Source organism: Lysobacter sp. Soil_C_59, assembly GCF_057656415.1.
The window spans coordinates 17,792-43,462 of record NZ_JBDGKK010000007.1 but is presented as its reverse complement, the minus strand read 5'-3'; the positions used below and the strand labels follow the sequence as shown (position 1 = coordinate 43,462).

Sequence of the window (25,671 nt, the reverse complement as noted above, 5' to 3'; positions counted from 1 at the left end):
ATGCGGCACGGACTTCCGCGCAGGATCAAGCTTGCGTTCCTGACGCAGGCCTTGATCGGCAGCATCGTGATCACGGTGGGCATCCTGCTCGCCGGCGTGATCGTGCGGCAGGAAGTCATCGAGCAGCGCGTCCGCCAGGAAGCGCAGGCGTTCTGGAAGGCGTACGCGGTCGATCCGAACCATCGGCTGCCCAGCAGTTCGACGATGTCCGGCTACGTGGTGATTCCGGGCCAGGCCAATCCGAAGCTGCCGGCCGAACTGCACGGGCTGGGTCCGGGCGTGCAGCGGCTGCCCGACAGCCGCAGCCTGGTCTACGTCGACCGCCGCCCGCAGGGAACGCTGTACCTGGTGTTCTCGGCATGGATGGCCGACCAGTCGGTGCTGATGACCGGCCTGGTCTCGCTGCTGCTGTCGCTGGTCACCAGCGGCGTGCTGATCTGGTTGACCTACCGGACCTCCAAGCGGCTGGTCACGCCGGTGAGCTGGCTGGCCAACCAGGTCGCGCACTGGGATCCGCGCGACCCCGATGCCAGCGCGATCGCGCCGGCGCGATTGCCGGCCGATGCCAGCGACGAGGTGCGCAAACTGTCGAAGGCGCTGACCGGACTTTCCGAGCGCGTCAGCGATTTCGTCCGCCGCGAACGCAACTTCACCCGCGATGCCAGTCACGAGCTGCGCACGCCCCTCACCGTGATTCGCGTGGCGAGCGACCTGATGCTGGCCGACCCGGAAACAAGCCCGCGCGCGAAGCGCTCGCTGGCGCGCGTGCAGCAGGCCGGTCGCGACATGGAGTCGGTGATCGAGGCCTTCCTGATCCTCGCCCGCGAAGCCGACGTGGCGCCGCAGAGTGAGGAGTTCGAGGTGCGCGACATCGTCGCCAGCGAAGTCGAGCGGATCCGGCCGATGCTGACCGGCCGACCGGTGGAAGTGCTGTTCCATGACGAGGGTGGCCCGCGACTGGTCGCGCCGCCGCACGTGCTGCGGGTCATGGTCGGCAACCTGCTGAGCAACGCGGTGCGTTTCACCGGTAGCGGCCAGATCGAAGTGCGGGTGATGCCCGATCGCGTGGTGATCCGCGACAGCGGCATCGGCATGTCGCCGGAAGTGCTGGCCAAGGCCTTCGATCCGTTCTTCCGCGCCGAGTTTGCCGAAAGCGACGGCAAGGGCATGGGCCTGTCGATCGTGCGCAGGCTGGGCGAACGCTTCGGCTGGCCGGTGAGCCTGGCCAGCGAGCCGGGGCAGGGCACGACGGCGGTGATCCGGTTCCAGTAACCGTCTGGCGACAGGGCGCAACGACCGGCCAGGGGTGACAATGCGCTGAACCAATCGGCACAGGCGCTGTCAACGCAACGCCACTCCAGGCGTTGGTGCCGGCATAACCCATGAATCGAGCCAAATGAGCGCAGCCCGCAAGTCCGTCCAGTCGCCGAACTCCCGCAAGTCAAACGTGTGGATCCGTCGCGGCATCGCCGCTGCCGTCGTGCTGGCGCTTGCCGGTGGTGGCTACTGGTACTTCCGCCAGCGCGATGCCGAGGCCGCCACCGGCGCCTACCGCACCGCGCCGGTCGAACGCGGTGACATCCGCGTCGCCATATCATCGACCGGCACGCTCAGCGCGATCTCGACCGTGACCGTGGGCAGCCAGATTTCCGGCCAGGTCACCGACGTGCTGGTCGACTTCAACGACCAGGTCAAACGCGGCCAGGTCATCGCCCGCATCGACCCGAAGACCTACCAGGCACAGATCGCCCAGGGCAATGCGCAGGTCGCCAATGCCCGCGCCGCGCTGTCGCAGGCGCAGGCGACGCTGGTCAATGCCGAGCTCGACTACCGACGCAAGGCCGACCTCGGCACGCGCCAGCTGGTCGCGCGCAGCGACGTCGACCTCGCCCGGGCCGCACTCGACCAGGCGCGCGCGCAGGTCAACGCCGCGAAGGCCTCGATCCAGCAGCAGGCCGCGTCCACCGAAACCACCCAGGTCAACCTCGACCGCACCGTGATCCGCTCGCCGGTCGACGGCGTCGTGCTTACGCGCAGCATCGAGCCGGGCCAGACCGTGGCCGCCAGCCTGCAGGCGCCGGAACTGTTCAAGATCGCCGAGGACCTGGCGAAGATGAAGATCGAACTGGCCGTGGACGAGGCCGACATCGGCCAGGTCCGCACCGGCCAGGGCGTGTCGTTCACCGTCGATGCGTTCCCCGATCGCCAGTTCCGCGGCACCGTCGAGCAGGTGCGCCTGTCGGCGACGACGACCAATAACGTGGTGACCTATCCGGTGGTGGTGACCGTCGACAACAGCGACGGCACGCTGCTGCCCGGCCTCACCGTCAATGCCGAGATCGAAGTCAGCCGCCGCGACAACGTGCTCAAGGTGTCCAATGCCGCGCTGCGCTTCAAGCCGGCCGACGATGCCGCCGGTGCCGGCGCCACGACGGCCGCACCGCAGCCGAACCGCCAGGGCGGCAGCGGCGTGATCGACGACCTCACGCGCACCGCGGCGACGCTCAAGCTCAATGCCTCGCAACAGGCGGCGTTCGATGCCGCCGTCACCGCGGTGCGCGAACGCCAGGCCGCACGGCAGGCACAGGCAGCGCAGTCCGGTGGCGGCAACCGCCTGTTCGGCGGCGGTGGCGGCGGTCGTGGGCCCGGCGGTGGCGGCATGGTCGTGACCGCTGGCGGAAGTGGTGGCGGCAACATGCAGGCGCAGATGCGCCAGCGCATGGCCGACCGCTTCCGCGAGGATTTCGCCCAGTTCCGCAACAGCCTCGACGACACGCAGAAGGCGAAGTGGGACGGCGCACTGGCAGGGTTGCTCAACGCCAAGCGCGCACCGCTGTACCGCCTGGCCGGCGGCAAACCGGAAATGCTGATGGTGCGCATCGGCGCCAGCGATGGCAGCAGCACCGAAGTGTCCGGCGGCGGGCTCAAGCAGGGCGACCTGGTGGTGACCGGCGAGCGGGCGCAGCAATGAGCGCCGACGCTGCGGCAACGCCGGCGGTGATCCTCACGCGCGGGCTGTGCAAGACCTACTCGGCGCACACCGAGGCCGAAGTGCAGGCCCTGCGTGATGTCGACATGCGCATCGATCGCGGCGAGTTCGTCGCGATCATGGGGCCGTCGGGGTCGGGCAAGTCGACGCTGATGAACCTGATCGGCTGCCTCGACACACCCAGCGCCGGCTCGTACGAATGCGACGGTGTGGATGTCTCCACGCTCGACGCCGAAGAACTCGCGGTGCTGCGCCGGGACAAGATCGGTTTCGTCTTCCAGGGCTTCAACCTGTTGCCGCGGATGAGCGCGCTGGAGAACGTGGCGATGCCGCTGGGCTACGCGCAGGTGCCACCGCATGAGCGCCTCGAGCGTGCCCGTGCCGCGCTGGTCGCGGTCGGCCTGGGCGAGCGCGTCGGCCATCGCCCCAGCGAGCTGTCCGGTGGCCAGCAACAACGCGTCGCGATCGCGCGCGCGCTGATCAACCAGCCGCCGATCCTGCTGGCTGACGAGCCCACCGGCGCGCTCGACAGCAAGACGGGCGAGGAGATCCTGGCGCTGTTCAAGCGCCTGCGCGATGACAACCACACCGTCGTGCTGATCACCCACGACGCCGAAGTCGCCGCGCACGCCGACCGCATCTACGTCATGCGCGACGGCGAGCTGCATGCGCAGGAGGACGCGGCATGAACTTCTCCGACATCCTGCGCACCGCCATCTACGCGCTGCGCGGCAACTGGATGCGCAGCGCGCTGACGTCGCTGGGCGTGATCATCGGCATTGCCGCGGTGATCGTGATGGTCTCGGTGGGGCAGGGCACGCAGGCCGAGATCGACAAGATGGTGTCGGGCCTGGGTTCGCAGCGTCTGGACATCAGCTCCGGTGCCGGCCGCGGCCCGGGCGGCGGTGGCGCGCGCATGAGTGCTTCGAGCTTCTTCACCCTCAACGAAGGTGACGTCGAGGCGATCCGCAGCGAGATCCCGGAAGTGCAGTACGTCGCCGGCGCGCTGCGCGGCAACACCCAGGTCGTGTACGCGGAGAACAATGCCTCGACCAGCTGGCAGGGCGTGCAGCCGGACTTCTTCGACATCAACGGCTGGGCCATCGCCAACGGCGAAGGGTTCGACGCGCAGGACTACACCAGCGCCGGCAAGGTGGTGATCCTGGGCGAAACGGTGCGGCGCACGCTGTTCGGCGATGAACCCGGCGTCGGCCAGACCATTCGCCTGGGCCGGGTGCCGTTCACCGTGGTCGCCACGCTGAAGCCCAAGGGCCAGGGCGGTTTCGGCCAGGACCAGGACGACGTGGTGATGGTGCCGCTGCAGACCGCGCGCCGTCGCCTGATGGGCGCGATGGGGCTGCCGGCTGGCGCGGTGACGCAGATTGCGTTGACGGTGGCCGACGCCAAGGACCTGAGCTACGCCCAGGGCGAAGTGGAGGCACTGCTGCGCCAGCGTCATCGCATCAAGCCAGGCGAGGACGATGACTTCAACGTACGCAACATCTCCGAGATCGTCGCCACGCGCACGGCGACGACGCGGTTGATGTCGCTGCTGCTGGGTGCGGTTGCGACGATCTCGCTGATCGTCGGCGGCATCGGCATCATGAACATCATGCTGGTGTCGGTGACCGAGCGCATCCGCGAAATCGGCCTGCGCATGGCGGTGGGCGCCGGTCCGTCGGACGTGCGCCGGCAGTTCCTGGCCGAGGCGATGCTGATCTCGCTGATCGGTGGCGCGCTGGGGATCGCGATCGGCATCGTCGGGGCATTGCTGGTGGGCAAATTCAGTGACTTGCCGGTGGCGTTGAGCGGGCAGGTGATCGCGCTGGCGGCGAGCTTCTCGATCATGACGGGGTTGTTCTTCGGCTATTACCCGGCGCGCAAGGCCTCGCAGCTGGATCCGATCGAGGCATTGCGGCAGCAGTAGCGGCCCGGGATGGCGGTGGGGGTTCGGCGCTATGCTCTGGCTTCCTCGCCGGACCTCGACCCATGCGCCTGCCGATCCTGATCTCGCTCCCGTTGCTCGCACTGTCTGCCATGACCGTCAACGCCCACGCCGCCGACCAGCCCGCCGCGCCGAAGACCGCACTGGTCATCCATGGCGGTGCCGGCTTCGTGCCGAAGGACTCGATCACCGAAGAGGAGCGTCGCGCCTACCACGCCGCCCTCAATCGCGCGCTCGATGCCGGCAATGCCGTGCTCAAGCGTGGTGGCAGTGCACTCGACGCGGTCACCGCGGTGGTGGTCGTGCTGGAGGACGCGCCGCAGTTCAATGCCGGCAAGGGCGCGGTGTTCAATGCCAAGGGTGGCCATGAACTCGACGCCGCGATCATGGAAGGGCATACGCGTCGCGCCGGCTCGGTGGCCGGTGTCACCACGATCAAGAACCCGATCAAGCTCGCGCGCACTGTCATGGAGCACAGCGCGCACGTGATGCTCGCCGGCGCCGGCGCCGAGGCGTTCGCCGACACCCGTCCTGAAATCGAGCGCGTGCCCAACAACTGGTTCGACACCGACAAGCGGCGCCAGCAGCTCGAGAAGGCGCAGCGCGAGGAAGCCGCCAAGGGCAAGCGCGAGGCCAGCCGCTCGCTAGACGATGCGCCGACCTATTTCGGCACCGTCGGCGCGGTCGCGCTCGATGCGCAGGGCCACATCGCTGCCGCCACCAGCACCGGCGGCATGACCAACAAGAAGTGGGGCCGCGTCGGCGATGCGCCGATCATCGGCGCAGGCACCTGGGCCGACGAGGGTTGCGGCGTGTCCGGCACGGGGTGGGGCGAGTACTACATCCGCAACGCGGTCGCGCACGACATCTGCGCACGCGTGGCTTACCGCGGCGATTCCTTGCAGGCGGCGGCGGAGGAAGTGGTGAACCGGATCGTTCCCGCCGCCGGCGGCGACGGTGGTGCCATCGCCATGGATCGCCAGGGCAACATCGCCATGCCGTTCAACAGCGGCAGCATGTTCCGCGGCTGGATCAGGACGGACGGTAGCCGCGGTACGGCGATCCACGAAGGGGAGTGAGACACCCCTCTCCCCTCTCCCTGTCCGCCTGCGGCGGACTGTCCCTCTCCCACAAGGGGAGAGGGAATTGCAGCAGCCTTCGAAGCATCCGCGTTGCCCTCTCCCCTTGCGGGAGAGGGACAGGCGCGAAGCGCCAGGGAGAGGGGGTCAGTGCGGCAGCTTGCTCGCCAGCAGGTCGACCCGGTCGATCTGCGGCGGCTGTGACAGCAGCTCGTCCGCGCGCGCCATCAGTGCGGCCGCGATCGGCCCGTCGAGGTGCGCCTGGCGTCCGGCTTCGGTGTCGAACGTGTCGTAGATGCCGAAGCTGCTGGGGCCAAACCGGAGGGCGAACCAGGTCCGGGTCCCCGGCTCGGCCTCTGCCAGAGGCAGCGCGCTGCGGAGGAACTGCTCGAGCTGGTCTTCCTTGCCGGGTTTGGCCTCCAGCCTTGCCAGCAGAGCGCAACGGGACATGGCGGTTCTCCGTGGGGGCGAGCGGCGAGTCCGTCAGATTAGGGTTGGTGCCGCTAATGGCACGCGAAAAACGCGTCAGGCGGGCATGACCGGGTTCCGTTCATGCCTGCGCGGGGCAGGCGCACGGGGCTTGTGGCAAAATCGGCCCCCTGCCGCGGCCCCCCGGGGCCGCGCCTCGTACCCCTTACAGACCCCATCCATGTCGAACTTCGAGCAGTCCCAGCACTTGTGCGAGCCGCCGGAGTCCCCTCAGGGTGGCGCAGGTGCACCGACCGATCGCAGGCCTTCCAGGCTGGCTTTTCTTTCCCGTCCTGCGACCTGAGCGACCGACATGGCTGATGAGTTTGGGCACATGCCGCGCGGCCCCGCGCGCATCCTGAAGGCTGCCAGGTGGTCGATGCAGGGACTGCGCGCGGCCTGGCTGCACGAGTCGTCGTTCCGGCTCGAGGTGTACCTGTTCGTCGTCCTGGCGCCGCTGGGCTGGTGGCTGGGGCAGACCGCGGTGGAACGCGTGCTGCTGGTCGGTTCGATGTTGCTGGTGCTGAGCATCGAGTTGCTCAATTCGGCGGTGGAGGCGGTGATCGAGCGTTACGGTCCCGAGTTCCACGAGCTGGCGGGCCGTGCCAAGGACATGGGCTCGGCCGCGGTGTTCGTGCTGATGATGAATGTATTGCTGACCTGGGGTGCGATCGTCGTACCCCGCCTGTGGTGAACCCGGCCGGACAGGTCGTTCGCCACGGGTATCCCGACCAGATTCTTAAAAGCCAAAGTGCAGGAAACCGCAAGTGATTGTTGAGCTGCTGACCGATCCGCAGGTGTGGATCACCCTCGTTACCTTGAGCGCCATCGAGATCGTGCTCGGTATCGACAACCTCGTCTTCATTTCGATCGCGGTCAGCAAGCTGCCCTACACGCAGCGCGAGAAGGCACGCAAGTTCGGCATTGCCGTGGCCTGCATCACGCGTATTGCCTTGTTGCTGACGCTGGCCTGGCTGGCCGGCCTCACCCACGATCTGTTCACCATCTTCGGCCAGGGCATCTCGGTGCGCGACCTGGTGCTGATCCTCGGCGGCGCGTTCCTGCTGGTGAAGGGTTCGATGGAGATCAAGGACCTGGTCGTCGGCGAGGGCGAGGCCGAGGACATCCACACCAAGCCGGTCGCTTCGTTCATGGGCGTGATCGCGCAGATCGCGGTGATCGACATCGTGTTCTCGCTTGACTCGGTCATCGCCGCGGTCGGCATGGCCAACCACACGCCGGTGATGGTCGCGGCGATCCTGCTCGCGGTGGCGGTGATGCTGCTGGCGTCCAAGCCGCTGGGCAACTTCATCGACCACAACCCGACGATCAAGATGCTGGCGCTGGCCTTCATCGTGCTGGTCGGTATCTACCTGATCGCCGACGGCTTCGAGATGCACATCCCGAAGGGTTACATCTACGGCGCGATGGGCTTCTCGGCGCTGGTCGAGTGCCTGAACCTGTGGGCGAAGCGACGCGCGCAGCGTCGCCTGCAGCCGGAGTAGTGGCTGGCGGCTTGCGGCTCGTGTGATACGGGCTGCCTGGCTGCGGAGCGGCGTCGTCCGCCGGGCCGGGGATTGCTCCGCCCCTTAGTCGGACATCCTGTCCGATGCGGGGCGCGGGACATCCATGTCCCGCTGCTGCGCAATCCCCGTCCCGGCGGACAACGCTTCGGCATTTCGTTGCCCGGTCTGCGGCTTTTTGCCCGTAATCCCCGCGAATTCGGGGACCCAGCGTCGTTGCTCTCACGCCTGTCATCCCCGCGAAGGCGGGAATCCATGGACGTTGCTTCGGGCGTCGTTGGTTACGCGTTCGTTATTCCGCCTCGCTGGTTTGCATGCCGCCCCCGTAGATGCTGCAATGCCGGCCATCGTCACGGAAGGAGTCGCGCGTCATGACCCGGTTTATCCAAACGCTTGTCCTGGTCCTCATGGCCGCCACGCTCAGCGGCTGCGGATACAACACCATCCAGCAGAAGGATGAGGCCGTGAAGGCGGCCTGGTCGCAGGTGCTCAACGTCTACAAGCGCCGCGCCGACCTGGTGCCCAACCTCGTCGCGACCGTGAAGGGCTACGCCAGCCACGAGCAGCAGGTGCTGACCCAGGTCACCGAGGCGCGTTCGAAGGTCGGCAGCATCAACGTCAATGCCGACGATCCGGCGTCGCTGGCGAAATTCCAGCAGGCCCAGGGCGAACTGCAGAGCGCGATCGGTCGCCTGCTGGTCGTCAGCGAGAACTACCCGCAGCTCAAGGCCGACCAGAACTTCCTGCAACTGCAGGCCCAGCTGGAAGGCACCGAGAACCGCATCACCGTCGAGCGCCAGCGTTACATCGGCACGGTGCAGGACTACAACACCTACATCCGCCAGTTCCCGACCAACCTCACCGCGATGATGTTCGGCTACAAGCCCAAGCCCAACTTCTCGGTCGACAACGAGGCGCAGATCCAGGAAGCGCCCAAGGTCGAGTTCGGCCAGCCGGCGCAGCCGCAGCAACAGCAGCAGCCCCAGCAGCAGCCGGCACCGGCCAACGGCTGAGACCGGCGTGAGGCGTAGCGGAGCATTGCCGTGATCTGGCGGCGCATGCGGGTGCCGGTCGCGAGCTTCGCGACCTGGTTGCTGTTCGCGCTCGTCTCCGTGCAGGCGCAGCAGCTGGCGCCGATCCCGGCGATGACCTCGCCGGTGGTCGACACCACCGGCACGATCGACGCGACCACCCGCCAGCAACTCGAGGCACAGGCGCTGGCATTGCAGCAGCGCAAGGGCAGCCAGCTGCAGGTGCTGGTGGTGCCGACCACGATGCCGGAGGACATCGCGCAGTACGCGGTGCGCGCCTTCGACCAGTGGAAGGTGGGACGCAAGGGCGTGGACGACGGCGTCCTGCTGGTGGTCGCCAAGGACGACCGGCGCGTGCGCATCGAAGTCGGCTACGGCCTGGAAGGCGCGATTCCCGATGCCACTTCCGCGCGAGTGATCCAGGAATACCTGGTGCCGAAATTCCGCGCCGGCGACTATGCCGGCGGCATAACCGATGCCAGCGGCGCGCTGGTCAAGCTGATCGACGGCGAGCCGTTGCCAGCGCCGATGGCCGAGCACCGTACCGGGCGCGGCAACGGTGGCGGCGGCTGGCTGTTCGCGTTGTTCGTCGCCTTCATCGTCGCCCAGGTCGCGCGCGGCATCTTCGGCCGGGCGCCATCGCTGCTGCGCGGCATCATCGGCGCCGGCGCCGCCGGCGGCATCGCCTGGCTGATCTCGTCGATGTTCCTGGTCGGCGGCATCGGTGCGGCAATCGGTTTCTTCATGGGGCTGGCCAGCCTGCCTTCGGGACGCTACGCGCGTGACCGCGGCTATGGCGGCTTCGGTGGCTGGGGCGGTGGTGGCGGGTTTGGTGGTGGCGGTGGGGGCTTCGGCGGCGGTGGCGGCTGGGGCGGTGGCGGTGGCATGAGCGGAGGCGGTGGCGCCTCCGGGAGCTGGTGACATGCGGCTGTTCAAACACCTGTTCCCACCCTCGGCCAAGCGCCTGTTCCCGGGCGAGAGCCTGCAGCGCATCGCCAAGGCCATCGCCGACAGCGAACTGGACCATACCGGCGAAATCTGCTTCGCCGTCGACCCGAGCCTGCATCCGCGCCAGGTGATGTCGGGCGTGGAGGCGCGCGAGCACGCCGCCGAAGTGTTCGCCCGGCTGCGCGTGTGGGACACCGAAGCCAACAACGGCGTCCTGCTGTATCTGCTGCTGGCCGACCATCGCATCGAAATAGTGGCCGACCGCGGCTTCGAGGGCCGGGTAAGTGCCGAGCAGTGGCGCGGCGTGTGCCAGCTGATCGAGGAGCGGTTGCGGGCGGGCGAGGCGGAGGCTGGCGTGATGGCCGGCATCGATGCGCTTTCGGCGCTGCTGGTCGAGCATTTCCCGCGCGGTGAGGGGCAGCACGACCGCAACGAACTGCCGGACCTGCCGTACATCCTCTAGGGCGGCGGAGAGGGCACAATAGTCGCCACGCTTCACGTCCTCCATCCAGAAGCCCGGAGCCGTACCGCCGCATGATCGTCCTGCACCAGATCGATCCGATCGCATTCCATCTCGGCCCGCTGCAGGTGCACTGGTACGGAATCATGTACCTGCTGGGCTTCGGCACCGCCTGGTGGCTGGGTCGACGCCGCATTGCCGCCGGGCGCCTGCCCGGCGTCAGCGAACAGGCCTACGGTGACCTGCTGTTCTACGCGATGCTCGGCGTCGTGCTGGGCGGGCGCCTGGGTTACGTCTTCTTCTATTCCTTCCATGAGCTGCTGCGCGATCCGTTGATGCTGCTGCGCATCTGGGAAGGCGGCATGAGTTTCCATGGCGGCCTGCTCGGCGTCGTCGCCGCGGCCTGGTGGTGGTCGCGCCGGCATCGCCTGCATCTGTTCGACACCGTCGACTTCATCGCGCCGCTGGTGCCGCCGGGCCTGGGTTTCGGCCGCCTGGGCAACTACATCGGCGGCGAGTTGTGGGGCAAGTTCACCGATGGCGGCTGGGGCGTGGTGTTTCCGCGCGCGCCGGAATTCAGCAACTGGACCGGCGAGCAGATCCACAGCCAGTTCGCCAGCGGCGCGCTGGAACGGTTTGCGCGCCATCCCTCGCAGCTCTACCAGGCCCTGCTCGAAGGGCTGGTGATGTTCCTGGCGCTGTGGTGGTTCTCCAGCAAGCCGCGTCCGCGCTATGCGGTGTCGGGTCTGTTCGCGCTGCTGTATGGCTGCTTCCGCTTCCTGATCGAGTTCGTGCGCGTGCCCGACCAGCAGATCGGTTATCTGGCTTTCGGCTGGCTGACGATGGGGCAGGTGCTGAGCCTGCCGCTGATCGCGCTGGGCCTGTTCTGGCTGTGGTGGTCGCGTCGCCAGCCGACGCTGCAGCCGCTGGCCGTGCCGCCGAGCGCGGGCTGAGCAGAGGACCGATGAAATGAAGCAATACCTCGACCTGCTGCGCCACGTCCTAGATCACGGCAGCGACAAGGCCGACCGCACCGGCACCGGCACGCGCAGCGTGTTCGGCTGGCAGATGCGCTTCGACCTGGCCGAAGGCTTCCCGCTGGTCACCACCAAGAAGCTGCACCTGCGCTCGATCGTGCACGAACTGCTGTGGTTCCTGCAGGGCGAAACCAATACCGCCTACCTGAAGGACAACAAGGTCAGCATCTGGGACGAATGGGCCGACGCCGATGGCGAATTGGGCCCGGTCTACGGCAAGCAGTGGCGACGCTGGGCCGGTGCCGACGGCATCGAGATCGACCAGATCCGCTGGGTGGTCGAGGAGATCAAGCGCAATCCCGACTCGCGCCGCCTGATCGTCTCGGCATGGAATGTCGCCGACCTGCCGCGCATGGCGTTGATGCCGTGCCACACGATGTTCCAGTTCTACGTCGCCAACGGCAAGCTCAGCTGCCAGCTGTACCAGCGCAGCGGCGACATCTTCCTCGGTGTGCCGTTCAACATCGCCAGCTACGCGCTGCTGACGCACATGGTGGCGCAGGTATGTGGCCTGGGCGTGGGCGATTTCGTGCACACGCTGGGTGACGCGCACCTGTACTCGAACCATTTCGAGCAGGCGCGCGAGCAGCTCTCGCGCACGCCGCGCGCGCTGCCGACGCTGCGGCTCAACCCGGATGTGCGCGACATCTTCGGCTTCCAGTACGACGACATCGCGATCGAGCACTATGACCCGCTGCCGGCGATCAAGGCGCCGGTCGCGGTCTGATGTCGGCGGTAATGACAGTAGAACTGGTCCTGATCGCCGCGCACGACCGCAATCGCGCCATCGGTCGCGACAACGACTTGCCGTGGCGCCTGCCCGATGACCTCAAGCGCTTCAAGGCGCTGACGCTGGGCAAGCCGGTACTGATGGGGCGCAAGACCGCGCAGTCGCTCGGGCGCGCGTTGCCCGGTCGGCTCAACCTGGTGCTGACGCGCTCGGGACAGGTGCCGTTCGAAGGCATGCAGGCGGTGGCGTCGCTGGATGAGGCGATGCGCATCGCCCAGGCCGCGGCTGCGCCGGCGCTTTGCGTGATCGGTGGTGGCGAGGTCTATGCGCAATGCCTGCAACAGGCAACGCAGATGCACCTGACCCTGGTCGACACGGTGGTCGAGGATGCCGATGCATTCTTCCCCGCGATCGATGAAGGGGTGTGGCGTGTCGTGGCGCGCGAGCGGCATGAGGCGGATGCGAAACACGCCTGCGCGTTCGAGTTCGTCGATTACCTGCGCGCGTAGGAGCGAGCTTGCTCGCGATCATGCGTGTCCAGCGCCGAAAGGCCTGATCGCGAGCAAGCTCGCTCCTACCCGTCGCGCTCAGTCCTGATCGGTTTCCACAGGTGGTGATGGGGCAGCCGTTTCGTTCTGGCGCGGCCGCGCTTGCCCGCCGTTGCCCTGGCCGCGCTGCTGACCCTGACGCGACTGTCCGCCCTGCTGCTGGCGCTGCTGGCGTTGGCGATTGCGGTCATCCGCGTGATACGGCGGACGCGGTCGCGGCGGCGTCGCCGGAACATCGCGCCCGGCGACCTGGACCAGGCGCAGCTCGTCGGTGTCCAGCTGCAACGCGGTGAGCTTGCCGCCCCACACCGCACCGGTATCGATGGCGTGGACGCCATGGCCGATGAACAGTCCCAGCGTCGACCAGTGGCCGCAGACGATCTTGAGGTCGCGCTCCACGCGCCCGGGCACTTCGTACCACGGGTACAGTCCGGCCGGCTGCGTGCCGGGGCTGCCCTTGTCCTCGAACGAGATGCGGCCGCGCGGCGTGCAGTAACGCAGGCGCGTGAATACGTTGATGATCGCGCGATGGCGTTCGACGCCAGCCAGCTTGGGATGCCAGGCCGGCTTGTCGCCGTACATGTTCTTGAGCAGCCGGCGGAACTGGTCGCCGTGCAGGCGCTCCTCGATCTCGCGGGCGAAGCGCTCGGCCATCTGCGTGGACCACTGCGGCGCGAGCGCGGCGTGGACCATCATCCAGCCCAGCTTGCGGTCGGCGTGGACCAGCTTCTGCATGCGCAGCCAGGTCAGCAACTCGTCGCGGTCTTCGGCCAGCACGATGCGCTGCAGGTCCTGGTTGACCTTGCGCTGCTCGTCCTCGCGCCGTTCGCCGATCGCCAGCAGCGACAGGTCATGGTTGCCCAGCACCACCACGCTGCTGGCGCGCAGCGAGTGCACCAGGCGCAGGGTTTCCAGCGACTGCCCGCCGCGGTTGACCAGGTCGCCGCAGAACCAGAGTTGATCGCGCGCGGGGTCGAAGGCGATCTTTTCCAGCAGGCGCTGGGTCGCGTCGTAGCAGCCTTGCAGATCGCCGATGGCCCAGGTGGTCATGTGCTGAGGGCCCGGTCAGTGCAACGTTCGCGGCACGGACAGGCTGAAGGCCGGAATCGGCGCATCGAACTGCGTGCCATCGTCGGCGAGCATGTGGTAGCTGCCTTCCATCATGCCGTGGCTGGTTTCCAGCACGGCACCGGAGGTGTATTCGAAATCGTCGCCGGGGCGCAGGTACGGCTGTTCGCCGACCACGCCTTCACCCTCGACTTCCTGGACCTTGCCGTTGCTGTCGGTGATCAGCCAGCGCCGGCTCAGCAGGCGTGCCGGCACGCGGCCGGCATTGCGGATGCTGATCGTGTAGGCGAAGACATAGCGGTCCTGGCCAGGCTCGGACTGGTCATCGAGGTAACGGGTGGCGACGGAGACGTCGACGGCGTAATCGGTACTGCGTTCCATGCCGACAGTGTAGGGCGAGGCGTCGAAAATTGGTCAACGTTGTGTATGCAAGGCGGGAATGAAGCGCGGGAGTGGGGAATGGGGAGCGCAGGAATGAGGCCGCCGACTGGGCTTCCAGCCCATTGAGCTCGTCCGCCGGCCCGCAACTCCACCGTCATGTCACTTGTCGTTCCCCATTCCCCACTCCCGCGCTTCATTCCCGCTTCAGCGAATTCGCCAGCCGCACGAAATCGGCGACCTCGATCTGTTCGGCGCGAGCGTCGGGGCGCACGCCGACAGCCTCGATCGCGGCCGCATCGCACAGCTTCGACAGCGCATTGCGCAGGGTCTTGCGACGCTGTCCGAACGCATCGCGCACGACCGCGGTGAACATCGCCGGATCGGCGACGCCAATGGTTTCCGGCGCACGCGGCACCAGGCGCACCACGGCCGAATCCACCTTCGGCGGTGGCTTGAACGCGCCCGGCGGGACGTCGAACAGCGGCGTCACGTGGCAATAGGCCTGCAGCATCACGCCCAGGCGCCCATAGACCTTGCTGCCCGGCCCGGCAGCCATGCGGTCGACGACTTCCTTCTGCAGCATGAAGACCATGTCGCGAATGGCCGAGGCATGGTCCAGCGCATGGAACAGGATCGGCGAGGACAGGTTGTAGGGAAGGTTGCCGACCAGTCGGATCTGCCCGTCGCCGGCGCCGCTATTGCGCGCGATCGCGCTGAAATCGACGCTGAGCACGTCGCGGTGGATCACTTCCAGCGTGCCGTGCGCGCGCGCGGCCTCGGTCAGCGGGAAGATCAGGTCGCGATCGAACTCGATCACCGTCAGCTCGCCATGGCGGTCGAGCAGCGGGAACGTGATGGCGCCCTGGCCGGGGCCGATCTCGACCAGGCGATCGCCCGGCTTGGGGTCGACCGCCTGCACGATCATGTCGATGATCCGGCGATCGTGCAGGAAATGCTGGCCGAGGTGTTTCTTGGCCGGCTCGGTGAAGTGGCGGGTGCTCATGCGGGCGAGCCTTCGGAGGATGTGCTCGTAGAGGATGTGCCCAGGCCCGAAGCGCTGCGTCGGACGCGGGCAATGCGGGCGCAGGTATCGGCGGCGGCGATCAGGCTCGAAGGGTCGGCCACGCCCTGGCCCGCCAGTTCCAGCGCGGTGCCGTGGTCGACCGCCACGCGCGGATAGGGCAGGCCGAGGGTGAGGTTCACCGCGTGCTCGAAGCCACTGTATTTCAGCACCGGCAATCCCTGGTCGTGGTACATCGCCACCACCGCGTCGAAGCCGCGCAACTTGGCCGGCAGGAAGGCGGTATCGGCAGGCAACGGGCCGACCAGACGCAGGCCCTGGGCGCGCAGCGCGGCGATGGCCGGTTCGATGATGTCCAGCTCCTCGCGGCCGAGGTGGCCCGCTTCGCCGGCATGCGGGTTCAGGCCCAGCACCGCGATCACCGGCTCGGCGATGCCGAAATCGTCGCGCAGTGCCGCATGGGTGGTCAGCAGGGTGTGGCTCAATGCCTGCGCGCTGATCGCATCGGCGACCGCGCGCAAGGGCAGGTGGGTGGTGACCAGGGCGACGCGGACGATGTCGTTGGCCAGCATCATGACCACTTCGCGCCCGGCCTGTTGCGCAAGCAGTTCGGTGGTGCCCGTGTAGGCAATACCGCCTTCGTTGATCACGGCCTTGTGCACGGGGCCGGTGACCACGCCGTCGTATGAGCCATCCAGGCAGCCTTGCGCGGCCTGCAGCAGGGCGCTGATCACCGCCTGCGCATTGCGCGGGTCGGGATGGCCGAACGCGGGGATGACGGGATTGGCGACTTCTACCAGGGCCAGTTCGCCGGGCCCGAGGGCCGGCTGGCCGGGGCGCAGCAACTGCAGCGGCAAACCCAACGCGGCGGCGGCCGCCTGCAGGCTGCGTGCATCGGCGAAGGCGGTCAGGGAATAGTCGCGCGGGCGCTGGGCCAGCCGCACGCACAACTCGGGGCCGACACCTGCCGGTTCGCCCGGGACCAGGGCGAGCCGGACGTGGTTGTTCCCGGGGGTCATCCCGGGATCACTCAGCTGCCGCTGGCAGGCGCCGCGGCCGGGGTGGCGGGCTCGGCGGCCTTGCCGACGCGGACGTCAACGAAGGCTTCGCCGCGCATCTCGCGCAGGTAGCGGTTCCACTCGTCCTCGAGCTTGCGACGGCCGATGGTTTCCTGGATCTGGGCGCGACGGTTGCTGTCGCCCACATTGGTCTCGCGGGTGCCCTCGAGCTTCACCAGGTGCCAGCCGGCCTGCGTGCGCACGGGTGCGGACACCTGGCCCTGCTGCAGCCCGGCCAGCGCCGCGCCGAAGTCGGGACCGAATTCGTCGCGGGTGAACCAGCCCAGCTCGCCACCCTTGCCGCGCGAGCTCGGGTCTTCGGAGTTTTCCTGGGCCAGCAGGGCGAAGTCGGCGCCGCCGGCCAGGCGGGCCTGCAGCGTCGCCGCCTTGGCCTTGGCCTTGGCGTCGTCGGTCTTGTCGTCCACGCGAATCAGGATGTGCCTGGCCTGGTACTGGGTGACCATCGCCGGCGCCGCCTGCGAGGCGTCCCGGGTCTCGACCAGCTTGACCAGCTGGAAGCCGCTGGGACCGCGGATCGGCGCGGTGACATCGCCCGCGTTCATGCTTCGCATCATCGAGGCAAAGGCCTGCGGAATCTCGTCGACGCTGCGCCAGCCCAGGTCGCCGCCTTCCAGCGCGTTGGGGCTGTCGGAGTAGCGCACGGCGGCCGCGGCGAAGTCCATCTCGCCCTTGTCGATCAGGGCCTTTACGCCCTCGATCTTCTTCTGGGCGACGGCGATCTGCTCGGCGGTGGCGCCTTCGGGCAGCTGCACCAGGATGTGGGCCAGGTGGTACTGGTTGCCGCTGTTGGCCTGGGCGGCCATCGCGGCGTCGATCTCCGAGTCGCTGACCGTGACCCGGCTCTGCGCGAAGCGCTGGCGCAGGCGCTGGATCAGCAGTTCATCGCGGATCGAGCTGCGGAAATCGTTGTAGGAGGTGCCTTCGCGGGCCAGCTGCTGGCGCAGCTGCTCCGGGCTGACCCGGTTCTGCTGGGCGATGCCGGCGATGGCCTGGTCGACTTCCTGGTCGGTGACCCGTACGCCGGTGCCGGCTGCGCGGGCAACCTGCAACTTCACCAGGACCAGGCGCTCCAGCACCTGGCGCTCGAGCACGTCGCGCGGCGGCAACTGCGCCTCGCGGCCGGTGTACTGGCCGAGGATGTTGGCGACGGCGCGGTCGAGCTCGGTCTTGAGGATCACGTCCTCGTCGACCACGGCGGCGATGCCGTCGATGGGCTGGACCGAGCCGGTGGGCTCCTGGGCCGTTGCGGTCGCCAGCGGCAGGGTGCCGGTGAGCACCGCGACGGCAAGGGCGGACGCGAATAGTTTCTTCATAGGGTCGGGTCGGGAGTTGATTCGACTTGGCCGCCGCCGTTATTCAGGCGCTCCGCGGAGCTTGGCGGCACGAGATAGAGGTCATCGCGGTTGTAACCGAGGATACCACGGCGCAGGGCGCGCTCTACGTTCTGCCCGGCCGAGCCCAGGCCCTTGAGTTCAAACTCGAACATGATCCGGGTATCCAGTTCACCATCGCGATTTCGCAGGTAGCGGCGGCCGACCAGGCGGGCGGCCAGGCAGCAGCTTTCCCATTGGACACCGGCGATCGCCTCAAGTTGCTTCTTGTCGAGGATCGAATAGTAGTAGCGTCCGACCACGCTCCAGGTGCGGTTGATCGGGTACAGGAACGAGAAATCGGCCTGTTCGAGCAGGTCCTGGCTCTCGGGCGGATCGATGCCCGGGCGGAAGCTGGCGTTGCGGCGGTAGCGGTAGCCGAAATTGACCACGCCGTTGTTGTCGAAGATGTACCTGGCGCGGAAGCTGGTCATGTCTTCGGCGCGGTATTTCGGGTTCCACATGTAAGTGCCCGACAGCGTCCAGCGGTCGCTGGGGCTGACGCTGGCGTCGGCGATCCAGGCCGACTTGCCCTGCTCGATCGGTGCCTCGTTGGGCAGGGTGACCCGGCTGTCGTCGAAGTAGAAGATCTGGCCCAGGCTCGCCGCCAGGCGTTCCTGGCCGGTTTCCTCGCTGATCAGGCGCGTGGTCAGGGCGGCGGTGAGCTGGTTGGCATCGGCCTGGCGGTCGGCGCCGGTATAGCGGTTGTCGCGGAACAGCTGGCCCCAACTGAACGTGGTCGCGCCGGTGTCGTAGATCGACAGGCCGGACTGGTCGCGGTAGGGCACGTTCAGGTAGTAGATGCGCGGTTCCAGCGTATTGAGGTAGCCGTCGCCACGGATCGTGGTGTTGCGGTCGAAGTAGACACCGGCATCGACCGAGGTGATCGGCAGGCTGCGGGTCTGGTTTTTGTCGCTGAGGTCGGGGGCGGTCCCGCCGTAGCGGCGGACAAACTCGGCTTCCCGCTCGGCGCCGTTGCCGTCCATCTGATAGGCCGTGTAGCGCCAGGCCAGCTTGGGTCGGATGAACCAGCTGGCGCCTTCCAGCGGCATGCTGATGAAGGGCTTGACGTCAAAACGTGAGCCGCCGAGGAACTCGGTGTGGTCGAAGCGCACCAGTTCGGTGTCCACGCCCGCGTGCAGCCAGTTGCCCACAACCGGCTGCGCCCAGTGCGCATATGCGCGCGGCAGTCGATCGAACGCCAGGCTGGCATCGGTCAGGGTGTAGTCGGCCAGCTGGTAGTGGTCGGCCATCAACTGCGCTTCCCAGTAGCGGCCGCGTCCGTACAGGCCCATGTCGCTGCGGATCGTGTAGTTCGAGATGCCGTACAGGCTGCTGCTGAAGTCCTCGAAGTAGTGCGTGTCGCTGACCCAGCCCAGGTTGGTGTTGGCGTACCAGGTGCTGTTGAAGTTGTGGCTGGCGGTCAACGCGAACTGGCCACGATTGTCTTCGGGCAGCGTGGCGCCCGGAATCGGGTTGCCGTTGAGGTCGTTGAGGTAGCGCTCCGGTTCGTTGCCCGGCAGGTCGTCCTTCGGCATCCAGTTGCCATAGACCTCGCCCCTGCCGCTGGGATACAGCCAGCGGAACTCGGCGCCGAGCAGGCTGCCGCGGTCGCTCATGTAACGCGGGTAGAGCGTGGCATCGTAGTTCGGGGCAAGGTTGAGGTAGATCGGCTGTTTCCAGTCGAAACCATTGCGTCCCGACAACGAAAGCTGCGGATACAGCAGGCCGGTGCGGCGGCGCTCGTCGACCGGAAACATGAACCACGGCATGTACATCACCGGCACCTTGCCGATGCGGATCGTCGCATTGCGCGCAACGCCCATGCCTTCGGCGGTGTCGATGTCGATCCGGTGCGCGCGCAGTTCCCAGGCACGCTGGTCGGGCGCGCAGGTGGAATAGGTCGAACCGATCAGGCTGCCCTTGGCGCCGTCGAGGTCGATGCGGTCGGCGCCGCCATTGCCGCGGCGCTGGGTCAGCTGGTACTGGACGTCCTCGATGCGGTGCTTGTCAGCCGTCTGGTCGCCTTCGGCGCGCGAAGCGGTGACGCGCATGCCCGAGTCCTGGTAGCGCACGTGCCCGTCGGCGACGTACTTGCCGGTTTCCTCGTTGTAACTGAGCTTGTCGGTACCGAGGAACTGGTCTCCCCGATTGAGCCTGACGTTGTCCTGGACGACGATGTCCTGTTCGTTGGCCGAACGCTCGAGCTGGCCGCCGTCGATGTCGGTCGGTTCCTGGCCACGCGTGGCCAGGTTGCCCATCGGAGCGGGCGCGTCGTCGAAGGACGGCACCGCGTCCACGATCGGGCACAGGCCCCAGTCTTCTCCGTCGCCGTCGGCGGCGTGCGCGGGCAGGGCCAGCGCGATGCACAGCGACAACGGGAGCAGGCGTAGGGATTGGCGCACTCGGGATCCGTCGCTTGGCGTGGGGAAACGGGTCGCTAGCTTGCCGTATCCACTGCAAGCGGGCAACGCGAGGGCCATCATGCCCACATCCTTGTTCATTTCCGCGTCAAGGCGCGGTGGGGCCCTCGGACAGGGCGCCCACGTGCGCCACGCTGCATTCGCGCAATGCCGACAGGTCGTAACCGCCTTCGAGCATCGACACGACCCGGCCATTGCCATGGCGGTCGGCAATGGCCACCAGTTCGCGGGTGATCCAGGCGTAGTCGTCGGTCTCCAGCTCCAGTTGGGCGAGCGGGTCGCGCTTGTGTCCGTCGAAACCGGCGGAAATGAAGAGCATCTGCGGGCGGAATGACTCCAGGGCCGGCAGCAACTGCTCGCGCCAGGCGCGGCGGAATCCGTCACTGCCGCAGTCCGGCGGCAACGGCGCGTTGACGATGTTGCCCACGCCACGCTCGTTGGCGTAGCCGGTGTCCGGATACAGCGGCATCTGGTGCGAGCTCAGGTACATCACCCGCGGATCGGTATCGAAGATCGCCTGGGTGCCGTTGCCGTGGTGCACGTCGAAATCGACCACGGCCACGCGCGCCAGTCCGTGCTTGTCGCAGGCATGCGCGGCGGCCACGGCGATGTTGTTGAACAGACAAAAGCCCATGGCCACCATCGAGGTGGCATGGTGACCGGGTGGCCTGACCGCGCAGAACGCGCGCCGCACTTCGCCGTGCATCACCGCGTCAACCGCAGCGATACCCGCACCTGCCGCCCGCAGCGCGGCTTCGGCCGAGCCCGGTGCCAGCACAGTGTCCGGATCGAGCGCCATCGGTCCATCGACCTCGGTGTCGAGCACCAGCGCCAGCAATGCATCGTCATGGACGCGCAGCAACTGCCCGCGGCTTGCGCGCGGCGCCTCCTGCCAGTCCAGTCCGGGGAAGTTCTCGCGCAGCGCTTCGGTCACCGCGACCAGCCGCAGCGGCCGCTCGGCGTGGCCGGGGCCGGGATCGTGAAAGGTGCAGGCCGTATGGCTGTAGACGCGCATGTCAGCCCGGCTCCGACTTCTGCGCGCTCAGGCCTTGCGGCGCTCGTGGTTCCACAGCACTTCGCCGTGGCCACTGGCACGCGCCAGCACGCGCGCGAGCACGAACAGCAGATCGGAGAGGCGATTGAGGTAGCGCACCGCTTCGGGCCGCACCGGCTCCAGCCGCGACAGCGCCACGGTCTCGCGTTCGGCACGGCGCACGACGGTGCGTGCGATATGGCAACGCGCCGCGGCTTCGCCACCGCCGGGCAGGATGAAATCCTTCAGCGGAGGCAGCGGCTCGTTGAATGCATCGAGCTGCTGCTCGAGGCGATCGATGTCGGCATCGAAGATGGCGGCGTGGCCGGGGATGCACAGCTCGCCGCCAAGGTCGAACATCTGGTGCTGTACGGTCGTCAGCAAAGAACGGATGTCTTCGGGCACGTCGGTCGCCAGGACCAGGCCGATGCAGGAGTTGGCCTCGTCGACCGTGCCATAGGCCGCCACGCGCGCCGAATCCTTGGCGACGCGGCTGCCGTCACCCAGGCCGGTCGTGCCGTCGTCGCCGGTGCGGGTGTAGATCTTGCTGAGGCGGTTGCCCACGACTACCGCAGACCGCCGGTCAGACCGTCTGCATCCGCAGCGCCGGAACGCGCTGGCGCAGCAGGGCGAAGCCGCCGAACAGCAGCGCGGCGTAGAACAGCGTGCCCAGCACGGTCCACTGGAAGAACGGGATGCCGGCGACGAAGGCCGCGCCGAGGCCGGCGGCGGTCATCGGGTACATCGGGGTCACCTGGAACGCCCACGAAGCGAAGTTGGTGACGACGAAGAACAGCACCGAGCCGACCAGTGAATAGCCGAGCACGCGCGAACCGCTGACACGGCCGCGCAGGTTCAGGCCCAGCGCCGTGGTGAGGGCCACGCACAGGTAGACCACCCAGATGCCGGCGCTGCCGAACCAGGTCGAATACAGGCCACCGTTGATCGCGGCCAGCGCGATGTCGGAAATGAACATGCCGGCCAGCGGCACGAAGAACGCCCAGCGCCTGGAGGCGAAATACGCACCGCCAAACAGGGCCATGGCCTCGACCGGCGAGAAGTTCGGCGGGTGCGGCAGCAGGCGGGTGAGCGCGGCGACCACGATCATGCCGGCGAGGACCAGCGGGCCGGGTGCGAACAATTTCTCGGAAGCAGGACGATTCATCGTGGTGGATTCTTTGGAAGGTAACGGCCTTCAGGAACCGCTAGCATAACGCAATGCCAGTTTTGCCCCCCAATTCCCCGGCCCCCGAATCCTCCGCCACGACCGGTTCCCCCGGTCGGTCCGGGGCCGATCTTCACGATGTCCTCATCGTCGGTGGCGGCCTGGTCGGTGCCAGCCTGGCCATCGCGCTCGAGCGCATCGGCCTGGACGTAGGCCTGGTCGAAGCGGCTCCGGCCGGCGCCCTGCCGGCGGTGTTCGACGAGCGCAACCTCAGCTTCGCCGAGGCCACGGTCAACGCACTGACGGCACTGGGCGTGCTGCAGAAGCTGCGCGCGCCCAGCGGCGCGATCGAGCGCATCCACATCAGCCGCCGCGGCGACTTCGGCCGCAGCCTGCTGGAGGCCCGGAGATACGGTCGCAGCGAGTTTGGCCGGGTCGTGGTCGCGCGTGATTTCGGCGAGGCGCTGGAAGCGCGCCTGGCGGAACTGCCGCGTCTGAGCCGGTATCGGCCGACCCGCTTCCTTGGCCTGGCCCCGACCGACGGTGCCGCCTGTGCCGTGCACGTCGCCGACAACGATGGCGAGCGCGTGCTGCGTGCGCAGTTGCTGGTCGCCGCCGACGGCACCCGCAGCGGCGTGCGCGACGCACTCGGCATCGGCATCGACGAGCACGACTATGGTCAGACCCTGTTCGTCACGCGCGTGCGCGCGGCTCGTCCGCCGGACGGCACCGCCTACGAGCGGCTCGGTGATGACGGCCCGACCGCGCTGTTGCCGCGAGGCGATCGTCACTATGGCCTGATCCATGCCGTTGCCAGCGAGCACGCTGCGCAGGTCGCTGCGCTGGACGAGGCGGGCTTCCTGGCGCGTGCGCAGGACGCATTCGGCTGGCGCGCCGGGCGCTTGCTCGCCTGTGGTCCACGCAGTTCGCACCTGGCGATACGCGTTCTGGCGCAGCGCACCGTTGCCACGCGCGCGGTGCTGATGGGCAATGCGGCGCAGACCATCCATCCGATCGGCGCGCAGGGTTTCAATCTCGGGCTGCGCGATGCGCTGACCCTGGCCGAGCTCATCGAGCACGCACGCCGCGCCGATCCCGGCGCCGATTGCGGAGCGCCGGCGCTGCTCGCGTCGTATGTCGAACGCCGCCGCGAGGATCGCGAGCGCACCACCGGTTTCTCCGACGGCCTGGCCCGGCTGAGTTCCAACGAGGCGCGGCTGCTGCGGCCGCTGCGCAGCCTCGGGTTGTTCGCGGTGGACCGGTTGCCTTCGGCGCAGTCTTACCTGGTGGGTGGCGCGATGGGCTATCGCGGTGACGTGCCGGCACTTTGCCGGGAGATGGCGCAATGAGCCGGCGCGGTGGACTTGACGTGATCGTGGTCGGTGCCGGCGTCGTCGGCGCCGCGGCCGCACTCGCGTTTGCCCGCGACGGCCTTCGCGTGGCACTGGTCGAAGCGCGCGAACCGCCGGCATGGCGGCCGGAAGCGACCGACTCGGACGCCATCGACCTGCGCGTGTACGCATTCGCCCCGGACAATGCCGCGCTGCTCGATGACCTGGGTGCCTGGTCCGGCGTGCGTGATGCGCGCGCACAACCATATCGCGCGATGCGCGTGTGGGATGCGGCAGGCGGTGGCGAGCTCGCCTTCGATGCCGATGCGTTCGGCCGGCGCGAGCTGGGCTGGATCGTCGAACATGCCTTGCTGGTCGATCGCCTGTGGAAGGCATTGGCCGCCGCTGGCGTGCAGCTGCATTGCCCCGATGCGGTCACCGCGTTCGCGCAGGACGAGCAGGGCGCAAGCGTGGAATTGCAGAGCGGGCTGTCGTTGCGCGCGCGGTTGGTCGTGGCAGCCGATGGTGCCGAGTCGAAACTGCGGGCGCTGGCCGACATCGAGGCACAGCGGCACGACTACGGCCAGCGCGGCCTGGTTGCCTTCGTCCGCAGCGAGTTGCCGCACCAGGCGACGTGCTGGCAGCGTTTCCTGCCGACCGGGCCGCTGGCCTTCCTTCCGTTCGCCAGCGACGCGCATACCAGTTCGATCGTCTGGACTTTGCCCGACGACGAGGCTGCGCGGCTGCTGCAGATTGAACCGGACACATTCCTCGGCGAACTGGAGGCGGCATTCGCCGGACGACTTGGCAAGCTGGTCGCGGTGTCGAAGCGGGCGGCGTTTCCACTGCGCCTGCAGCTTGCGCAGAGTCAGGCCGCCGGGCGCCTGGCGGTGATTGGCGACGCCGCGCACGCCGTGCATCCGCTGGCCGGCCAGGGCGTCAACCTCGGCCTGCGCGATGTGACGACGCTGCGTGCCATCGTGGCGAATGCGCACCAGCGCGGCATCGATCCTGGTTCGCCGCAGCGACTGGCGCGCTGGGCACGGCAACAGCGAAGCGCCAATGCCGTATCGGCGTATGCATTCGACGGCATCAACCGTCTGTTCTCGAACGATGCAGTGCTGCCGACGCTGTTGCGGGGGCCGCTGCTGGGTCTTGCAGGGCGCCTGCCGCCGCTGACGCATGCCTTCTGGCGTCACGCCGCGGGGCTTTGACTGGCTCCGCCACCCCTTCCCGGTCCGTGGGAAGGGATGGCTTGCATACCCCCGAGCTCAATACCCGTTACATGCACGCCTTACTTGCCGCCGGCGAGTTCCTTGCGGGTGATGCGGCCGTTGTGATCAGCATCGATACGGGTGAAGTCGGTCGCCAGCGTGGTGTTGGTGGTTACTTCTGTGCGGCTGAGGTTGCCGTCGCGGTCGGCATCAAGCGAATCGAAATCGACCTTCGCCGCCAGCGTCGAATTCGGCGGGCTCGAGGTCACGTTGACCTGCTGCTGCGCGCTGGCCGACGCCGGGACTGCCGGCGTTGCCGGCATCGCCGGCACGGCAGGCGTCGCAGCACGTACGGCGGCATCTGCAGCCTGCTGTGCCTGCACGCTGGCAGCGCCGGCGGCTGACGCCGCCTCGCGCGCCTCTGCCGCGCCGGATGCGGGGTTGGCACCGACAGTGGCGACATCCTGGGCGCCGTGCGCGTCGTGGGCGGCATTGACCGCGCGATTGGCAGCGTCCTGCGCATCGCTGGCGTGCTGCGACGCGGAAGGACCGTAGCCCGGGGCCGCGGTCGCTGTTGCATCACGGGCGCTGGCGGCACTCTCGCGCGCGGCGTTGGCATTTTCGGTGGCTGCCTTCGCGGCTGCTTCGGCCTGCTGCTGCGACTTGGCCGGGGCGGCCTGCGTGCGTTGCGCCATCGCCGTGCCGGTCGATGCGAGCGCGACCAGCAGCGCCGCAGCGAGGACCATCTTGCTATTGCCGTTCGAGGTGATGCCGTGCGTGGAATTCATCGTCTGCGCTCCCTGTGCTTGTAGGCAAGGGCGACGCTAG

General features: G+C 67.9%; 26 protein-coding genes. 15 read left to right on the top strand and 11 right to left on the bottom strand.

Going from position 1 to position 25,671, the window contains the following annotated elements; all coding sequences use genetic code 11:
- From AC3A3Q_RS13685 to AC3A3Q_RS13665, 5 genes are all read left to right on the top strand, one after another.
- Window positions 1-1,272 carry a sensor histidine kinase gene (locus AC3A3Q_RS13685; protein WP_487586767.1) on the top strand — a complete coding sequence of 424 codons (1,272 nt, stop codon included), beginning with the start codon at window positions 1-3 and terminating at the stop codon, window positions 1,270-1,272.
- A 124-nt stretch (window positions 1,273-1,396) separates the two neighbouring features.
- Entirely contained in the window at window positions 1,397-2,971 is a 1,575-nt protein-coding gene (locus AC3A3Q_RS13680; RefSeq protein ID WP_487586766.1) for an efflux RND transporter periplasmic adaptor subunit, read from the top strand.
- Window positions 2,968-3,678: an ABC transporter ATP-binding protein gene (locus AC3A3Q_RS13675; RefSeq protein ID WP_487586765.1), complete on the top strand. Its 711-nt coding sequence runs from the start codon at window positions 2,968-2,970 to the stop codon at window positions 3,676-3,678. Before AC3A3Q_RS13680 ends, AC3A3Q_RS13675 begins: the two co-directional genes overlap by 4 nt.
- A complete protein-coding gene (locus tag AC3A3Q_RS13670; protein WP_487586764.1) occupies window positions 3,675-4,916 on the top strand; it encodes an ABC transporter permease in 1,242 nt (413 codons plus the stop codon). The genes AC3A3Q_RS13675 and AC3A3Q_RS13670 overlap by 4 nt, the downstream gene beginning before the upstream one ends.
- A gap of 110 nt (window positions 4,917-5,026) precedes the next feature.
- Window positions 5,027-6,013, top strand: a complete 987-nt coding sequence (locus AC3A3Q_RS13665) for an isoaspartyl peptidase/L-asparaginase family protein (protein ID WP_487586870.1) — start codon at window positions 5,027-5,029, stop codon at window positions 6,011-6,013.
- Window positions 6,014-6,160: 147 nt separating this feature from the next.
- Here AC3A3Q_RS13665 and AC3A3Q_RS13660 read toward each other — a convergent pair whose 3' ends face one another.
- Complete coding sequence (locus AC3A3Q_RS13660) at window positions 6,161-6,463, bottom strand: putative quinol monooxygenase (RefSeq protein ID WP_200606619.1); 303 nt, start codon at window positions 6,461-6,463, stop codon at window positions 6,161-6,163.
- A gap of 331 nt (window positions 6,464-6,794) precedes the next feature.
- Between AC3A3Q_RS13660 and AC3A3Q_RS13655 the strand changes: the two genes are divergently transcribed.
- From AC3A3Q_RS13655 to AC3A3Q_RS13620, 8 genes are all read left to right on the top strand, one after another.
- Window positions 6,795-7,175 (top strand): diacylglycerol kinase, encoded by a 381-nt coding sequence (locus AC3A3Q_RS13655; protein ID WP_200606617.1) that lies wholly within the window; start codon window positions 6,795-6,797, stop codon window positions 7,173-7,175.
- A gap of 73 nt (window positions 7,176-7,248) precedes the next feature.
- Window positions 7,249-7,986 carry a TerC family protein gene (locus AC3A3Q_RS13650; protein ID WP_487586763.1) on the top strand — a complete coding sequence of 246 codons (738 nt, stop codon included), beginning with the start codon at window positions 7,249-7,251 and terminating at the stop codon, window positions 7,984-7,986.
- Window positions 7,987-8,375: 389 nt separating this feature from the next.
- Window positions 8,376-9,017 (top strand): LemA family protein, encoded by a 642-nt coding sequence (locus AC3A3Q_RS13645; RefSeq protein ID WP_487586762.1) that lies wholly within the window; start codon window positions 8,376-8,378, stop codon window positions 9,015-9,017.
- Window positions 9,018-9,062: 45 nt separating this feature from the next.
- Complete coding sequence (locus AC3A3Q_RS13640) at window positions 9,063-9,956, top strand: TPM domain-containing protein (protein ID WP_487586869.1); 894 nt, start codon at window positions 9,063-9,065, stop codon at window positions 9,954-9,956.
- A 1-nt stretch (window position 9,957) separates the two neighbouring features.
- Complete coding sequence (locus AC3A3Q_RS13635) at window positions 9,958-10,446, top strand: TPM domain-containing protein (RefSeq protein ID WP_487586761.1); 489 nt, start codon at window positions 9,958-9,960, stop codon at window positions 10,444-10,446.
- A gap of 71 nt (window positions 10,447-10,517) precedes the next feature.
- Window positions 10,518-11,396, top strand: coding sequence for a prolipoprotein diacylglyceryl transferase (gene lgt / locus AC3A3Q_RS13630; protein WP_487586760.1), 879 nt, complete (start codon window positions 10,518-10,520; stop codon window positions 11,394-11,396).
- 16 nt (window positions 11,397-11,412) lie between these two features.
- Entirely contained in the window at window positions 11,413-12,207 is a 795-nt protein-coding gene (locus AC3A3Q_RS13625; RefSeq protein ID WP_487586759.1) for a thymidylate synthase, read from the top strand.
- An 11-nt stretch (window positions 12,208-12,218) separates the two neighbouring features.
- Entirely contained in the window at window positions 12,219-12,719 is a 501-nt protein-coding gene (locus AC3A3Q_RS13620) for a dihydrofolate reductase (protein ID WP_487586758.1), read from the top strand.
- Between the two features lie 78 nt (window positions 12,720-12,797).
- Here the strand turns inward: AC3A3Q_RS13620 and AC3A3Q_RS13615 are convergent, their stop codons facing one another.
- From AC3A3Q_RS13615 to AC3A3Q_RS13575, 9 genes are all read right to left on the bottom strand, one after another.
- Entirely contained in the window at window positions 12,798-13,808 is a 1,011-nt protein-coding gene (locus tag AC3A3Q_RS13615) for a symmetrical bis(5'-nucleosyl)-tetraphosphatase (protein ID WP_487586757.1), read from the bottom strand.
- 15 nt (window positions 13,809-13,823) lie between these two features.
- Entirely contained in the window at window positions 13,824-14,207 is a 384-nt protein-coding gene (gene apaG / locus AC3A3Q_RS13610; RefSeq protein WP_158734096.1) for a Co2+/Mg2+ efflux protein ApaG, read from the bottom strand.
- A 193-nt stretch (window positions 14,208-14,400) separates the two neighbouring features.
- The gene (gene rsmA, locus AC3A3Q_RS13605; protein WP_487586756.1) at window positions 14,401-15,210 is read right to left on the bottom strand and encodes a 16S rRNA (adenine(1518)-N(6)/adenine(1519)-N(6))-dimethyltransferase RsmA; all 810 of its coding nucleotides are present in this window, start codon (window positions 15,208-15,210) and stop codon (window positions 14,401-14,403) included.
- Entirely contained in the window at window positions 15,207-16,247 is a 1,041-nt protein-coding gene (gene pdxA / locus AC3A3Q_RS13600; RefSeq protein WP_487586755.1) for a 4-hydroxythreonine-4-phosphate dehydrogenase PdxA, read from the bottom strand. Before pdxA ends, rsmA begins: the two co-directional genes overlap by 4 nt.
- A gap of 11 nt (window positions 16,248-16,258) precedes the next feature.
- On the bottom strand, window positions 16,259-17,620 hold the full coding sequence (locus tag AC3A3Q_RS13595; protein ID WP_487586754.1) for a peptidylprolyl isomerase: 1,362 nt from the start codon (window positions 17,618-17,620) through the stop codon (window positions 16,259-16,261).
- Window positions 17,617-20,082, bottom strand: a complete 2,466-nt coding sequence (lptD, locus tag AC3A3Q_RS13590; RefSeq protein WP_487586753.1) for an LPS assembly protein LptD — start codon at window positions 20,080-20,082, stop codon at window positions 17,617-17,619. Before lptD ends, AC3A3Q_RS13595 begins: the two co-directional genes overlap by 4 nt.
- Before the next feature lie 106 nt (window positions 20,083-20,188).
- On the bottom strand, window positions 20,189-21,115 hold the full coding sequence (locus AC3A3Q_RS13585) for a histone deacetylase family protein (RefSeq protein WP_487586752.1): 927 nt from the start codon (window positions 21,113-21,115) through the stop codon (window positions 20,189-20,191).
- A gap of 27 nt (window positions 21,116-21,142) precedes the next feature.
- Window positions 21,143-21,697, bottom strand: coding sequence for a cob(I)yrinic acid a,c-diamide adenosyltransferase (locus AC3A3Q_RS13580; RefSeq protein ID WP_200606603.1), 555 nt, complete (start codon window positions 21,695-21,697; stop codon window positions 21,143-21,145).
- Window positions 21,698-21,716: 19 nt separating this feature from the next.
- The gene (locus AC3A3Q_RS13575) at window positions 21,717-22,298 is read right to left on the bottom strand and encodes a DUF6580 family putative transport protein (protein WP_487586751.1); all 582 of its coding nucleotides are present in this window, start codon (window positions 22,296-22,298) and stop codon (window positions 21,717-21,719) included.
- A gap of 53 nt (window positions 22,299-22,351) precedes the next feature.
- On the opposite strand from AC3A3Q_RS13575, the gene ubiH reads away from it, so the two are divergent.
- Window positions 22,352-23,647, top strand: a complete 1,296-nt coding sequence (gene ubiH, locus AC3A3Q_RS13570) for a 2-octaprenyl-6-methoxyphenyl hydroxylase (protein WP_487586750.1) — start codon at window positions 22,352-22,354, stop codon at window positions 23,645-23,647.
- On the top strand, window positions 23,644-24,843 hold the full coding sequence (locus AC3A3Q_RS13565; RefSeq protein ID WP_487586749.1) for an FAD-dependent oxidoreductase: 1,200 nt from the start codon (window positions 23,644-23,646) through the stop codon (window positions 24,841-24,843). Before ubiH ends, AC3A3Q_RS13565 begins: the two co-directional genes overlap by 4 nt.
- Before the next feature lie 80 nt (window positions 24,844-24,923).
- On the opposite strand, the gene AC3A3Q_RS13560 is transcribed toward AC3A3Q_RS13565, so the two are convergent.
- On the bottom strand, window positions 24,924-25,631 hold the full coding sequence (locus AC3A3Q_RS13560) for an EF-hand domain-containing protein (protein WP_487586748.1): 708 nt from the start codon (window positions 25,629-25,631) through the stop codon (window positions 24,924-24,926).
- Between the last annotated feature and the right edge of the window lie 40 nt (window positions 25,632-25,671).